This is a genomic window from Enterococcus rotai (assembly GCF_001465345.1).
GTDB lineage: Bacteria > Bacillota > Bacilli > Lactobacillales > Enterococcaceae > Enterococcus_L > Enterococcus_L rotai.
In genome coordinates this window covers 1126556-1141054 of sequence record NZ_CP013655.1, presented here as the reverse complement: position 1 = coordinate 1141054, position 14499 = coordinate 1126556, and the positions used below count along the sequence as shown (strand labels likewise).

Annotated in this window: 15 protein-coding genes; 3 read left to right on the top strand and 12 right to left on the bottom strand. The window is 36.3% G+C overall.

Annotation, left to right across the window (positions count from 1 at the left end; translation table 11 throughout):
- Positions 1-164 precede the first annotated feature (164 nt).
- The 5 genes from ATZ35_RS05320 to mnmE all read right to left on the bottom strand — a co-directional run bounded on the left by ATZ35_RS05320 (position 165) and on the right by mnmE (position 5986).
- Positions 165-1139, bottom strand: a complete 975-nt coding sequence (locus ATZ35_RS05320) for a dimethylarginine dimethylaminohydrolase family protein (RefSeq protein ID WP_208929824.1) — start codon at positions 1137-1139, stop codon at positions 165-167.
- A gap of 100 nt (positions 1140-1239) precedes the next feature.
- Positions 1240-1995, bottom strand: a complete 756-nt coding sequence (locus tag ATZ35_RS05315) for a peptidoglycan amidohydrolase family protein (protein WP_208929823.1) — start codon at positions 1993-1995, stop codon at positions 1240-1242.
- Between the two features lie 32 nt (positions 1996-2027).
- Positions 2028-2372, bottom strand: coding sequence for a hypothetical protein (locus ATZ35_RS05310; protein ID WP_208929822.1), 345 nt, complete (start codon positions 2370-2372; stop codon positions 2028-2030).
- Positions 2373-2676: 304 nt separating this feature from the next.
- Positions 2677-4575: a tRNA uridine-5-carboxymethylaminomethyl(34) synthesis enzyme MnmG gene (gene mnmG, locus ATZ35_RS05305; RefSeq protein WP_208929821.1), complete on the bottom strand. Its 1899-nt coding sequence runs from the start codon at positions 4573-4575 to the stop codon at positions 2677-2679.
- 13 nt (positions 4576-4588) lie between these two features.
- A complete protein-coding gene (gene mnmE, locus ATZ35_RS05300) occupies positions 4589-5986 on the bottom strand; it encodes a tRNA uridine-5-carboxymethylaminomethyl(34) synthesis GTPase MnmE (protein ID WP_208929820.1) in 1398 nt (465 codons plus the stop codon).
- A 313-nt stretch (positions 5987-6299) separates the two neighbouring features.
- On the opposite strand from mnmE, the gene ATZ35_RS05295 reads away from it, so the two are divergent.
- Positions 6300-6641 carry a hypothetical protein gene (locus tag ATZ35_RS05295; RefSeq protein ID WP_086277641.1) on the top strand — a complete coding sequence of 114 codons (342 nt, stop codon included), beginning with the start codon at positions 6300-6302 and terminating at the stop codon, positions 6639-6641.
- Between the two features lie 49 nt (positions 6642-6690).
- Here ATZ35_RS05295 and ATZ35_RS05290 read toward each other — a convergent pair whose 3' ends face one another.
- From ATZ35_RS05290 to rpmH, 5 genes are all read right to left on the bottom strand, one after another.
- The gene (locus ATZ35_RS05290; protein ID WP_208929819.1) at positions 6691-6858 is read right to left on the bottom strand and encodes a hypothetical protein; all 168 of its coding nucleotides are present in this window, start codon (positions 6856-6858) and stop codon (positions 6691-6693) included.
- 326 nt (positions 6859-7184) lie between these two features.
- Positions 7185-7955, bottom strand: coding sequence for an RNA-binding cell elongation regulator Jag/EloR (gene jag / locus ATZ35_RS05285; RefSeq protein WP_208929818.1), 771 nt, complete (start codon positions 7953-7955; stop codon positions 7185-7187).
- A gap of 15 nt (positions 7956-7970) precedes the next feature.
- Entirely contained in the window at positions 7971-8798 is an 828-nt protein-coding gene (locus ATZ35_RS05280; protein ID WP_086277643.1) for a YidC/Oxa1 family membrane protein insertase, read from the bottom strand.
- A 15-nt stretch (positions 8799-8813) separates the two neighbouring features.
- Positions 8814-9152 carry a ribonuclease P protein component gene (gene rnpA, locus ATZ35_RS05275; protein ID WP_086279660.1) on the bottom strand — a complete coding sequence of 113 codons (339 nt, stop codon included), beginning with the start codon at positions 9150-9152 and terminating at the stop codon, positions 8814-8816.
- A 545-nt stretch (positions 9153-9697) separates the two neighbouring features.
- Positions 9698-9832 (bottom strand): 50S ribosomal protein L34, encoded by a 135-nt coding sequence (gene rpmH / locus ATZ35_RS05270; protein WP_010762140.1) that lies wholly within the window; start codon positions 9830-9832, stop codon positions 9698-9700.
- A gap of 737 nt (positions 9833-10569) precedes the next feature.
- Between rpmH and dnaA the strand changes: the two genes are divergently transcribed.
- Together dnaA and dnaN are read left to right on the top strand one after the other, a co-directional pair.
- Positions 10570-11913, top strand: coding sequence for a chromosomal replication initiator protein DnaA (dnaA, locus tag ATZ35_RS05265; RefSeq protein ID WP_208929817.1), 1344 nt, complete (start codon positions 10570-10572; stop codon positions 11911-11913).
- A 199-nt stretch (positions 11914-12112) separates the two neighbouring features.
- On the top strand, positions 12113-13243 hold the full coding sequence (gene dnaN / locus ATZ35_RS05260; RefSeq protein WP_208929816.1) for a DNA polymerase III subunit beta: 1131 nt from the start codon (positions 12113-12115) through the stop codon (positions 13241-13243).
- An 86-nt stretch (positions 13244-13329) separates the two neighbouring features.
- Here the strand turns inward: dnaN and ATZ35_RS05255 are convergent, their stop codons facing one another.
- Together ATZ35_RS05255 and ATZ35_RS05250 are read right to left on the bottom strand one after the other, a co-directional pair.
- Complete coding sequence (locus ATZ35_RS05255) at positions 13330-13932, bottom strand: DUF2812 domain-containing protein (RefSeq protein ID WP_208929815.1); 603 nt, start codon at positions 13930-13932, stop codon at positions 13330-13332.
- Between the two features lie 9 nt (positions 13933-13941).
- Positions 13942-14250 (bottom strand): PadR family transcriptional regulator, encoded by a 309-nt coding sequence (locus ATZ35_RS05250; protein ID WP_208929814.1) that lies wholly within the window; start codon positions 14248-14250, stop codon positions 13942-13944.
- Positions 14251-14499 lie beyond the last annotated feature (249 nt).

Sequence of the window (14499 nt, the reverse complement as noted above, 5' to 3'; positions counted from 1 at the left end):
GGAAAAGGAGTTAAAAAATGAAAAAGTGTTTTGTTAGGGTTGTTTGTTTGGTATGAATTTATAATAACCCGAAATTGTGACTTTTTTGTGTTGGAAAAGTGGCTTCTTTATTACAATTGTTTGGTGAAAATCTGAATTTCTTTTCGTTTTCTATAAGTTGCCAATTAGTTGGTTGTTCTTAATAATGCTTGTGTAGTGCATCGGAAGGAACCGCCAAATATTCTTGAGACTTCATAATCTAATGTTTCGACCTTCACTCCATATTTTTCTAATGCTATGATCAATCTTGTAAATGATTGATCCGTAATATAAACAGAATCATTGAGTGGTAGTCCATTTGTCATGAGTAATGATGCTTCTTTTAAGGAAACATTGATTTTATCCCAGTTTGTTAATTCTTGAGGCACTCCATCTAAAAAGGCTTCTTCACAGCATATCATCAAGCCATCTTTCACCATACTCATGGCACAATCTAAATGTAAAATATCCGGATGCAACCGCACAGGTACAACATTATATCCCCAGTGCGCTAAAAATGATTTCAGCCAGTGGATTCCATTTAAATTACTTGCCAAACCTGAATGACCGACAAATATGGTTTTACCATAAACTAACACATCGCCACCTTCTAAAAATGGTCCTGCTTCACTTTTTGATCCTTGTGAAATATCCGGTTGTGGTGCTGCTACATAAATAGCCTCTGGGTGTCTTGATTCCTCAATTAAAATATCCCGAATCGGCAAAATTTCCAAGCGGCGATGGGCAAATCTCAAATTTCCTTCAATGACGAAGTGACCAATGGTAAAGAATGGATCTCTTGAAAAGAAATTAGCATAACCGCACCTACTCTGTTTTCCTAACTCTTTTTCATAAGCTGTTAGCATTCTTGGCCTGATCACTCCTACGCCATATGAAGTTAATAATTGAGTCATTTGTACTTTTTCATTTTCCCATTTTTCTTGCATTTCTGGGTAAAGATCGGCTATATCACCAACTTTATGATCAAAAAGGTTGAGGTTTTTTTCGGATAAAAAACTTGTGTCTAACTCATTTTCCTCTTCAGGTAAACAAAATTGAGATTGTGCTAAAACAACTCTTTTTAACGGAGCAAATTCACTCTCTACAAAGTTTTTTGTCATTAATCATCACTCCATCTATCCTTACTTTTCCACCATTATAGCAAGATTTCCTTATTTTTTATAGATAAGACCTTTTCTAAATGTGTCGTCTCTCATTTGATCAATTGAAAAAACCAGATCCCCACGTTGTATCTGTACGACCGTCATCCGGCCCAACGGCTACATAACGCCGTGCACCACCATGGCTGATATAACTGATCCAAACATAGCCATTGCTATGAATATAATGATCATAGTAAATCATCATACCAGGTAGATAGTAATCAAGTGCGGGGCTGGTCGCATCGTCTGGATTAGTATCTTGACTGACTGCTAATTTTCTGTCTGGATAAAAAGTTCCTGTCATTGAAATTAAACCGACCAGTTGTTCTTGCGGCACGGGCTTAGGCGTCGAAGGTGTCGGCTGTGGTCTGCTTTCATTTCTTCCATAACGATAAATCGTCATCGTAGGACAACCGTTTAATCCCCAAATCGTATCATGGTTATTGATCGTGATGCCATTATAGCCATAATTGCAGTGAATGATGTTATCTTGATCATCTATAAAAATCCCTGTATGACCAGCAGCTCCTCCTGATGCTCCACGATTTCCCCAAATAAAAATATCTCCTGTTTTAGCTGGATAATTTCCGGTTTCATCTGCTTGTATCTTAGTCCAGCCAGCATTTTCTAAATGGGAGAAAAGAGTATCTGTATTGCCCATCATGCCAGTATTTAAGAAACCTCCGTGGATCAAAGCGAGATAAACAGCGCTAGAACAATCATAGCTGTTTGGTCCTAACCTTGCATTCATCGAGTAAGTGACTTTTCCTTTTCGATCAGTCATCCATTGAATCATTTTTTCTATATTTTTCATTTTTTTCACTCCTTATTTTCTGTGCGTATAACTCATAAAATTGTTTTTGCAATTTCTTGAACGTTTTGAAGAAGTTGTTCATCTTCCATCCAATTTTCATCTTGAATCCACTGGTAAATCAATTTCATCTTTTCCGGAGTTTCAGGATCTTTAATGACTGCTTGGTAGGACTCCATCAGTTCATAGACAAAGGTGTTGATAATCTCTACATCCAGTTTCGTTTGCATTTGAAGAATATATGTTAATGGCGGATTCCAGCGTTGGCTGGCAGCTAATTTAGCTTTTCCTCCAACTAAATCCGACCAATTTAATTCTTTTTTTATTCTTATTTCATCGATTACTTGCCAGAAATCTTCGACTGTTTTGATTGTACGCATCGGTTTTACTCCTTTAGTTTCATTAATATTAAATATTTGGCTGACTTTCTTTTATCTACCTGTTTTGATCTTACTCTATTTTTATGTATATAAACTTTTAACTTACTGTTAAAAGTCTCCCGAAAATCTGTTACATTTATTTAGATAGCGTTCATCAAATGTTTCACATGAAACAAAAAAGGAGGGAGCTTCGTTAGGAGCTCCCTCCTTTTTAACTATTATTCGGCTTGTTCGGTCTTTTATACCTATTACTAGTTATTATGTCATAGCGATGTTTTAAACGTAAACAAACTACATTCTTTTTTTAAGCTTGTACTTTCGCTATCTTGCCTTGCTCAATATACACCATCAAAATCGAAACATCAGCTGGGTTCACACCACTGATTCGGCTTGCTTGGGCAATTGTTTCTGGTTGGATTTTTTGTAATTTTTGTTTCGCTTCAGTTGCCAAACCGTTGATTGCAGCATAATCGATATTTTCTGGAATTCGTTTGGCTTCCATACGTTTTAGTTTATCGACTTTTTCCAACGCTTTTTTGATATACCCTTCATATTTTAATTGAATTTCAACTTGCTCAATGACCTTATCATCTAGTTCTACATCAGAAGCTGGGATAAATTGTGTCACTTCATGATAGCTCATTTCAGGGCGTTTTAAGAAGTCTCCTGCTAAGACCCCATCTTTCAACGGAACAGAACCTTTCGCCTCTAAGAACGCTTGTACGTCCGCTGTAGGCTTCACTCTAACTGAATTCAATCGCGCGATTTCAGCTTCGACTGCTTTTTTCTTTTCAAGGTAAGCTTTATATTGTTCCTCTTTGACTAGACCAATTTCATGACCTTGTTCTGTTAAACGTAAATCGGCATTATCATGACGTAAAATCAAACGATATTCAGCTCTTGAGGTTAGCAAACGATAGGGTTCATTCGTCCCTTTTGTCACCAAGTCATCGATCATTACACCGATATAGCCATCACTACGTTTCATCACAAATGGGTCTTTGCCTTGAACTTTAAGTGCTGCATTGATCCCTGCAATCAGTCCTTGACCTGCTGCTTCTTCATAACCGCTTGTACCATTCGTTTGTCCTGCTGTAAATAAACCATCGATTACTTTCGTTTCTAACGTTGGGCGTAACTGATGCGGCACAACAACGTCATATTCGATCGCATAACCAGTACGCATCATTTCAGCTTTTTCCAATCCTGCAATTGAATGTAGGATATCCGTTTGAACATCTTCTGGTAAAGAAGTAGAAAGCCCTTGAACGTACACTTCTTCTGTGTTCAATCCTTCTGGTTCTAAGAATAATTGATGACGAGGTTTGTCCGAAAAACGAACGATTTTGTCTTCGATCGATGGACAGTAACGTGCTCCAACGCCTTCAACGATTCCAGTAAACATCGGTGCACGATGTAGATTGTCTTGAATGATTTCGTGGGTTCCTTCATTGGTATAAGTTAACCAACAAGAACGTTGATCTAAATTATAGGCATCATCTGGCGTGCTGAAACTAAAGTGATTCGGTTGTTCATCACCAGGTTGTTCTTCTGTGACAGAATAATCGATCGTGCTAGATTTCACGCGTGGCGGTGTCCCTGTTTTGAAACGATCCATTTCAAGTCCTAATTCTTTTAAATGATCGGCTAGACCAATCGATGGTAATGAATTATTGGGACCTGAGGAATATTTTAGTTCACCGATGATAATCTCGCCACGAAGTGCTGTTCCAGCTGTGATGATCACGGCCTTACTTTGGTACTGTGCACCTGTTGTTGTAATGACACCTTTGCAAATGCCATCTTCTACAAGCAAACGTTCCACGATACCTTGGCGTAATGATAGGTTATCGGTGCGTTCGATCGTGTGTTTCATTTCAGTAGCGTAAGCGTGCTTGTCCGCTTGGGCGCGCAAGGCGCGAACAGCCGGACCTTTTCCTGTGTTTAGCATCCGCATTTGGATGTATGTTTTGTCTATATTATGACCCATTTCGCCACCCAGTGCATCGATTTCTCGCACAACGACGCCTTTTGCGGGGCCTCCTACAGATGGGTTACATGGCATAAAGGCTACCATATCTAAATTAATTGTTAGTAGCAATGTTTTACTGCCCATACGAGCGGAAGCTAAGGCGGCTTCTGATCCTGCGTGACCTGCTCCAACTACGATTACATCATACGATTCTGCTTTAAATTGATTCATCGACTCTTCCTCTCTATTTTCCTAAACAAAATTGACTGAATAATTGAGTGATCAGTTCGTCTTGAACACTATCACCGACGATCTCACCTAAAAAGTCCCAACAACGGGTCATATCCATTTGAACGAGATCCACTGGCATTCCAGCTTCGATTCCACGAATTACTTCGTCTAGTGCTATCGCAGCCTGATCTAGTAAAGCAATATGGCGAGTATTGGATACGTAGGTTGCATCTTTTTCTCCTGTTTGTCCACCGAAAAATAAGTCTGCAATTTTTAATTCTAATTGTTCCATCCCTGTATTGGATAAAACGGATACTGGTAAAATTTCTTCGTCTTTCACAAACTGTTTTAATGCTTCTCGATCTAGTTGCGAAGGTAAATCCATTTTATTTAGTAAGATCACACGTTTTAAGCCTTCGGTGGCAACCAATAGTTGGCGGTCTTCTTCTGATAGTGGTTCATTCTGATTTAAAACCAGTAAAATCAAATCTGACTCCGCTAACGCTTTACGGCTGCGCTCTACCCCGATCCGCTCTACGATATCTTCTGTTTCTCTGATACCAGCTGTATCGATCAATTTTAGCGGTACACCACGAACATTGACATATTCTTCGATCACGTCACGTGTTGTGCCTGCAATATCTGTAACGATTGCTTTTTCTTCACGTAGTAAATGGTTTAGTAAGCTTGACTTTCCAACGTTTGGGCGACCGATGATTGCTGTACTTAAGCCTTCACGTAAAATTTTTCCTTGTTTAGCAGTTGTCAGTAAGCCTTCGATTTGAGCTTTAACAAAACCCGCTTTTTCAAGTAATAATTTTGTTGTTAATTCTTCAACATCGTCATATTCAGGATAGTCGATATTTACCTCAACTTGGGCTAATGTTTCTAAAATTTCCTGTCTCAATGAACGGATCAAAGAAGATAAATTTCCATCTAATTGATCTAATGCGACATGCATTGCTCGATCAGTTTTCGCTCGAATCAAGTCCATCACAGCTTCTGCTTGAGATAAGTCCATTCGGCCATTTAAGAAGGCTCTTTTTGTAAATTCACCTGGTTCAGCTAAACGTGCACCTTCTCTTAAAAGTAGCTGTAATAATTGATTCACGACCACGATTCCGCCGTGGCAGTTGATTTCAACTACATCTTCTCTAGTGAATGTTTTTGGCGCTCTCATTACAGAAACCATCACTTCATCGACCAAGCTGTCCTCTTTTGGATCAAAGATATGCCCATAATGAATCGTGTGCGTCGGCACATCTAGTAATTGCTTACTGCCTGAACGATAAACCTTATCTGCAATAGTGATTGCTTGGTCTCCACTTAAGCGGACAATACTGATTGCTCCTTCGCCAGGAGGTGTTGAAATTGCGGCGATCGTATCAAATTCTAGCGTTATTTGTTGCATGATTGACTGAGTTCCTTTCGTTAATGGATTGAGCTGTTTTCCGCGTAATAATTGCTACGTAAAATAACTCCTATCTTATTTCAAACTATGTATGCATCTATTTTTGGCTACAAAAAAAGCGCCCACTCCACCCCTATTTTTTCAGGTTGGATCTAGCACTTTCACTGCATCAATTCCTATTAATTTCTTGACATAGAATAGCATATTTTCTTATTTTTCGCAACACTATTTGTTTGCTATAAGCGTTCGTTAACGTTGCATTTCTTCTCCTTTATCTTTAAAATAAACTTAATAATGCGAGGAGGTTCCTAAAATGAGACAAGCTAAAAGAGATGAGTTAAATGAGCAAGAATTAGAAAATCGTTTAAATGGAATCACATTATCTACAGGAAATGTCAATAAAAAATATATCCTTCGTGATATTGTTTTCGCGACAGATCGAATTGAAACAGACTTATTTTCACCCGACGTCAATCCAAATGATGTGTTCAGCGGTGTTTACCGTCAGTTAAAAGTCATTGCCTTTGAATATGAAGCAGACGCGGTGATTAATTGTCATTTTGAAGAAAAATATGTGGAATATCAAGGAAAATGGGTCGTGGAAATATTTGCTTATGGCACTGTAGTTCAGTTTACCCAAACGAATATTGGTTGATCAATCAAAGAAAAACGGGAAAAGTCTACTAGCTTTTCCCGTTTTTTAACTAAAATATTGTATGAAACGCGCCAACTAGCATCCCGACAACAGGAACCAAGACCCAAGCCCAACTTGCCCAAGCATCCTTATTTTCTTCTTTGATTGTAGCTAATTTTAAACGTAAGTTTTCATTTTCCAATTCTAATTCTTCAATTCTGTTTGTTTGATTATTCATAGTGATTTCTCCTTGTTAGTTGATACCCTTATTATGCCGGAAAAATCCTGTCTTCGTTAGATTCATTTGTCATAAGCTCTTATGACTTTTGTCATATAAGCCTAGTTGTTTTAGATAAAATAAAAAACCTGATCCTAAAAGAACCAGGCTAGAAGAAGCACGAATGCTTCAACTACTTTATCATCGTATTTTGTACGTTGATAAGAATGATTTCGTTTAAAATATACTTTGTTTGACGGTATTTGTCAATGTATTTTTTAGTGAAGTGATCCAATCTAAACAAAAAATCTCCCTTTAAAAAAATACTTTTTAAAGGGAGATTTTTATTAGTAATATTTTTTCACAGGTTCAACGACTAAATAGCGGTATGGTTCATCGCCTTCTGAATGTGTTTTGATATGGTCGTCTTTGCTTAATGTAAAATGGATTTGTTTTCTTTCAAATGCTGGCATTGGTTCTAAGAAAACTGGACGACCTGTTTGCTTCACTTTTTCGGCCGTTCTTTCTGCCAAGCGCTGTAAGATTGCTTGCCGTTTTTCACGGTAATCACCAACATTTACTACTACAGATAATTTATTCTCTGCAACACGATGAACGAATACTTGCGCTAAATATTGCATAGCATTCAAGACTTTACCATGCTTTCCGATCAAGATTCCTTGTTTATCTGTATCCAAATGGAAAACCAACAAACCATCTTTACGTTCTAAACGGACTAGAGCAGGTGCATTCAATTCTTTTGAAATTTTTGTTAAATACATTGCTAGTTCTGTGATTGCGTCTTCATCTGCTAAGTTTTCCAAGACCTTTGATTCAGAGGAATCAGATTTGGAAACTAGTAATTCTTCAACAGCTGTTTCAGTTTTTACTTCCTCATCTGTCACAATGATATCTTCAACTGTTTCGGCAACTGCTTCAGCGATTTGTTCACTAACCGTTGGCTCGATCGATACTTGAGCTAATTTTTTACCAAAGCCCAAAAAACCTTTTTTAGCATCTGCGATCACATTGATCTCTACTTCTTCTTTTGACAAATTCAGTGCGTGCAACCCTTTAGTTGTTGCTTCTTCAATTGTGTTTCCCTCATAAACCGGCATCTGGAAAACCTCCTTTTATTTTTTCTTATTTTTTTTCTTAGGATTCATTGCTTTCTTCAATGCACGTTCGCGTTCTTTTACTTGTCTTTCAGCCTCTGCACGTTCTCTACGAATCTTGAATGGGTTATTGATCAATAATGTTTGACCTACTTGGAATGCATTAGAAACTACCCAGTAAAGTGATAATCCACTGGCTAAACTCATCCCCATGACAAAAATCATAACAGGCATGACAAAATTCATGATTTTTAATGAAGCATTTGATTCGATCTGACTCATACTTGTTAAATAAGTGCTGGCAAAGGTAAAGACTGCCGCAAGGATCGGTAAAATCAGATACGGATCGGGTTGTCCTAGGTTCAACCACAAGAAACTACCTTGTTTCAATTCTGGTACACGAGAAATCGATTGATAAAGTGCCATCATGATCGGCATTTGAATCAATAATGGTAAACAGCCTGCATAAGGGTTTACATTATTTTCAGCATATAGTTTTTGTTGTTCTTCACGGAATAAACGTTGTGTTTCCGGATCTTTTGATGAATATTGTTTTTGTAGCGCTTTTAATTTAGGCTGTAATTCTTGCGTTTTGCGCATACTTTTTGTTTGGAAATGCATCAATGGTAGTAAAATAATCCGAATCACTAATGTAAATAGGATAATCCCAATACCAGTATTTGCCGAAATGGATAAAAATTTGATTGCTTCAGCGAAATAATAGACAATGTAGCGGTCCCAAATTCCTGTACTGCTCTCGTTAATCGGGGCGGTTCCACAGGCAGACAGCACAAAAACAAGTGTAACTAGACCTGCCATCAATAATAAGCGTTTATACTTCTTCACAAAACTGTTCCTCTCTTATTTCAAAATTTTTGCAAGTTTTAACACATGGATCACGTTACTATGGATTTCTTCCGATGTTAACTTGTCAACACCAGGTCTTGCGATGATAATAAAATCACAAGTCGGATCGATCGATTCTTTTAGCTGGTAAATCGATGTACGAATTTTACGCTTAACAGCATTTCTGACAACAGCATTCCCGATTTTTTTCCCTACGGAAATTCCTACTCGAAAATGCTTTTGTTCCGGTTTTTCCAATACATAAACAACAAATCTACGATTGGCACAGGAACGTTTATGCTGAAAGACTGCTTGAAATTCTTTTTCTTTTTTTACTCTATAGGATTTCTTCATCTGCATCCCTTTGTTTCTTTCTATCTTTCTTTTTTACTCACTCTACAATAATAGCATATTTCAGTCATTTTTTATCAAAATTAAGGGAAAATATCCAGAGATTTTGCGAATCATGACTCTAAATTCATATAGTATCATTTTTCTGCTCTTTTTTCACTTTATTTTACGAGATTGTGATATTTTCCGAGGTTGATTCGTTTTTAGAGAATGGTTATTGTTGATTTTTCCGGCTGATTTAATTGCTATGTTTTTGGTTACTACTATAGTAAAGATGTTTATAATGTTGAAGACTGTCTTGATAAAATAACAACTCTATTTGGAGCCACATACTTAGTCCTACTTTTTTTGGGATTTAGGTTTTCGTGATTCTCTAGTAAGGACACTTCGCTCACTACGTTCGCCAAGTATTGTTCATCATCCATTCTGGCAGAGCCAGTCATGGTGATTCACAACAAAAGAACCCTTTATTATTTCCACACATACATTGTGAAGATAATAAAGGGTTCTTAGTTTGAACTTGATTCGTTATTTAAAGTCAACATACATTATGCTGAAATAACTTTTCTGCCTTTACGACGTCTGCTCGCTAATACGTTGCGACCATTTTTTGTGCTCATGCGTTTACGGAAACCGTGAACTTTTTGACGTTTGCGTTTGTTTGGTTGATACGTTCTTTTCATCTCTTGTTCCACCTCCTGAAATTGTAACTATCCATCAATACATAGACATACTTTGATAGTATACCTAGTATTGGGTATATTTGTCAATAAATTTTCTGGAATTAATTTCCTTTCTTTGTTAAATAAGTTATCCACAAAAAGGAAAAAGTCAGGGATAACTTGTGGATAGTTTTTTTTCGTGAATCATTCATTTTTAGTTTTCGTTAGACTTTTGCACAAAAAAACAGGGTGTTCAAAAGTTATGCACATCCGTTTTATAAATTGTGCATAACTTTTGGAAAAGCCTATGCTACGTGGTTTATTTTTGCAGAACCTGCTGTGGATAAATAATTTTTATCAGAGAAATCCACGGTTTACTTTCGCTTTGTGGATAAGTTTATCACCCTCTGTGAATTTTTTTTCCACAATTCACAATTTGCCTGTGGAAAAAGTTCTGAAAAAATGCTAAAATTCTATTTGCTTATCTATTTATATTTGTTCTGCTTTTTTATATAGAAAAAATTTATTTAGCTTTATGAGCTTTTACGTTAAAACATGCCAAAAACACAACAAAGAAATGAGTTGATGTTGAATGGTACAAGGTGAAATTTGTTACCATATACTATCTAGCTGCATAAGCCAGCTCTTCGGAAAAAAGATAAAATCTGAATAAGGTAAAAAACACCTTATTCAGATTTTCCTATTTTTCAGTCAGAGCTAAACGGCTTGTTCCGCTTTTAAACTAAGGAGGTCACCATATGCCCGATATGGAAAGTTTCTGGAAAGATCTAGAAGATACTTACCAATCTGTTTTGTCCGCACCAAGTTTTGATGCATGGATAAAAACAACGCAACCGCTAAAGTTGGAGAATAACCAGTTATGGTTAGAAGTTCCTTCTGCTGTTCATAAAGACTATTGGGAAAAGAATTTAGCCGCAAAAATTGTTGAAACCGGCTTTAAATTAACTGGTGCTGAAGTGATGCCTCATTTTGTTGTTACTGGTGAAAAAGAGATGATGCCGGTTCAAGAAGAGAAGAAAGCCCCTGTGACACAAGAAAAAATTGCTGAACACGGGAAAAAAGCTTTATTGAATCCAAAATACTCTTTTGATACATTCGTTATCGGAAAAGGAAATCAAATGGCGCATGCAGCAGCATTAGTTGTAGCAGAAGATCCTGGTTCTATTTACAATCCGCTATTCTTTTATGGTGGTGTTGGTCTTGGAAAAACCCATTTGATGCATGCTATTGGTCACCAAATGCTGCAAAATCGCCCCGATGCCAAAGTGAAATACGTCAGTAGCGAAACATTCACTAATGAATTCATCAATTCGATCCAAACGAAAAATTCCGAACAATTTCGTAAAGAATATCGAAATGTTGATCTGTTACTAGTTGATGATATTCAGTTTTTAGCTGAAAAAGAAGCAACTTTAGAAGAATTTTTCCATACCTTCAATGATTTGTATAATGAAAATAAACAAATCGTACTAACGAGTGATCGACCACCAAATGATATCCCGAAATTACCAGAACGTTTAGTTTCTCGTTTTGCTTGGGGATTGTCAGTCGACATCACACCACCTGATTTAGAGACCCGTATTGCAATTTTACGGAAAAAAGCAGATGCAGAACGACTGGAGATACCTGACGATACGCTAAGCTATATTGCAGGTCAGATCGATTCTAATATCCGTGAATTAGAAGGCGCTCTGGTTAGAGTTCAAGCCTTTGCAACAATAAATGGTGAAGATATTACAACGAGCCTTGCAGCTGATGCACTTAAGTCCTTAAAATCTGTCGGCAGCCAAAATCATCTATCCATTTTACAAATCCAAGAAGAAGTGGCAAAGTATTACCATATTCAATTAAAAGATCTCAAGGGCAAAAAACGCGTTAAATCGATCGTTGTTCCTAGACAAATCTCAATGTATCTTTCTAGAGAAATGACCGATAACTCGCTACCAAAAATTGGTGCCGAATTTGGTGGAAAAGATCATACGACCGTAATTCATGCGCATGAAAAAATCCAGCAATTAATGGAAAAAGATCCCACGATCCAAAAAGAAGTTGGGGAAATCAAGAACTTGCTTAATTCCTAGCCTGTGGATAAAAAAGTAAAAAAGTAAAAAGTTTTCCACAAGTTATGCACAGGTGGAAAACTCCTATTTCATTTCGTTTTCTGACTTTTCCACAGAATTAACAGGACCTACTACTTTTATTATTTATTTATATATAAATACAAAACTGTCTTAGTAAAATTTATGCGTTTAAAATCAATTAAAAAGGAGTTCAATTATTATGAAATTAACCGTAAAAAGAAATACATTTTTACAAGAATTGCAAACTGTTCAAAGAGCCATTTCTTCTAAAACAACGATCCCTATTTTAACAGGTGTAAAAATCGTTTTAACCGACGAAGGTCTATCCTTAACAGGTAGCAATGCCGATATTTCGATTGAAAGTTTTTTAAGTAAAGAAGATGAAAAAGCTCAAATGACGATCGAGTCAACTGGTAGTATCGTTTTACAAGCTCGTTTCTTTGGTGAAATCATCCGTAAATTACCTGAAGACATGTTCACCTTAGAAGTATTAGACAACAATCAAGTAGCGATTACTTCTGGGAAAGCTGATTTTACTGTTAATGGATTGGATGCAGATAATTATCCACATCTTCCTGTGATCGATGCTAAAAATCAAATTCAATTACCTGTTCACCTATTGACAAAAATTATTAATGAAACAGGATTTGCTGTATCACTTCATGAGAGTCGTCCCATTTTGACTGGGGTTCATTTTATTTTAGACGATCAAAAATTATTGGCTGTTGCGACTGATTCACATCGTCTAAGCCAACGAATCATTCCGATCGAACAAGCAGCTGAGAATTTCAATATTGTGATTCCAGGAAAAAGTTTGACTGAGCTTTCTCGTTCATTTACCAATGAAGAAGAAATGGTTGAAATTAGTATCATGGAAAACCAAGTATTGTTTAAAACACAAAATATGTACTTCTATTCTCGTTTGTTGGAAGGAAATTATCCTGATACAAATCGTTTGATCCCGACAAGCTTTAATACAGAAATTGATTTTTATGTTCCGGAATTACTATCTGCTATCGACCGTGCTTCTTTGCTGTCACATGAAGGTCGTAATAATATCGTTCGTTTAGCAATTGCTTCTGATTCCGTTATTCTTTATGGAAATTCTCCAGAAATCGGTAAAGTGGAAGAACCATTAAACTATGAAAAAGTAACCGGTGATCCATTGGAAATTTCCTTCAATCCAGATTATATGAAAGATGCCTTACGAGCATTCGGTGATATGAGCATCACAGTCAAATTTATTTCTGCAATTCGTCCATTTACTTTGGAACCAACAGAAACTGATTTAGACTTTATTCAATTGATTACACCTGTTCGTACAAATTAAAAAATTTAGAAAAAAGTGTGTGTGAAAAACTGAATTCAGTTTTTCACACACACTTTTTTCATGCTGATTACAGCTGAGAACAAGATTTATCCAGTCTCATATTTTTTTATATGTTTTTTTGTTTTTGTCCCAGTAATTGTAAAGTAGACAGTGCTCAATAAAAAAAACATCATTGGCATTATCATGATAATCAAAAAGAAGGTTTCCATGATAATCATTCCGATTAATTGAAGACCACTATACTCCCAAATACTTGGCGTTAAGTACCATGAGGATATATTCTCAAAAGATGGGTGCAACATAAGAAAATAGATAAGCATTAATAGTCCCCACATAACCGCATGATTATACAAGCGTTTATAACGATCATTACTTGAACTAACATCTGAAAATATATCAAACTCTTGGTTTTTGTAGTTTGTTGGTAAAAAAAATTGAAATCCACTCCAGCGAGTCCCACTAATATGTTGCCAACCGCTATCCTCAAATAAAGTTAAGTAAGCAAGATAGTCTGCTTTCTTTTTAAATGTTTGATAATCAATCCTATAATTCAATGGGGCAGGCGTCGTTTTATCAAATGTATAAACATTCCATAAACTGTAGTTACTTAAACACCAACCTTTTTCAGCCATTTTATTTAGATATTTTTCTTCTTTTTTGATATCAGTGAAAATTCTTAACTTTTTCATTTCATCCTCCTACAATAAATTATCAGCAAGCTGTACCAATTGTTTTAAACGTGTCACTTCTAATTTTAAAACGTCTTTTCCAGTATCCGTCAAAGTATAAATACGACGACGTTTGTCTTCACCAGGAACTTCACGTATCAATTTTTGCTTTAATAGATTCTCAGTTGCTCCATACATGGTTCCAGCCGCAATGCGCACCCGACCATTACTTAACTCTTCAACTTTTTGCATGATGGCATAGCCATGTGATGGTTCGATTAGTGAAATCATAATATAAAATGTTGTTTCCGTTAGCGGTAATATTTTATGGCTATTCATTTATAGACACCTCTGTTTTGTTGTATTCAATTATACAGTTAAACTATACAATTTGATTGTATATCGCCAAACTGTATATGTCAATTACTAAAATTTGAAAATGAATAAGTGTGAATTTATCCAAACAAGAAATTTTGCTTCTTTCCCCCTTCAAAATGAAACATGCTAAAAAAATTTTCAAGAGCTAAACTCACAAATTTCTCCTTAAAATGCATTTTAAGCCTTTTTTAATCGTTAGAATATTTTTTG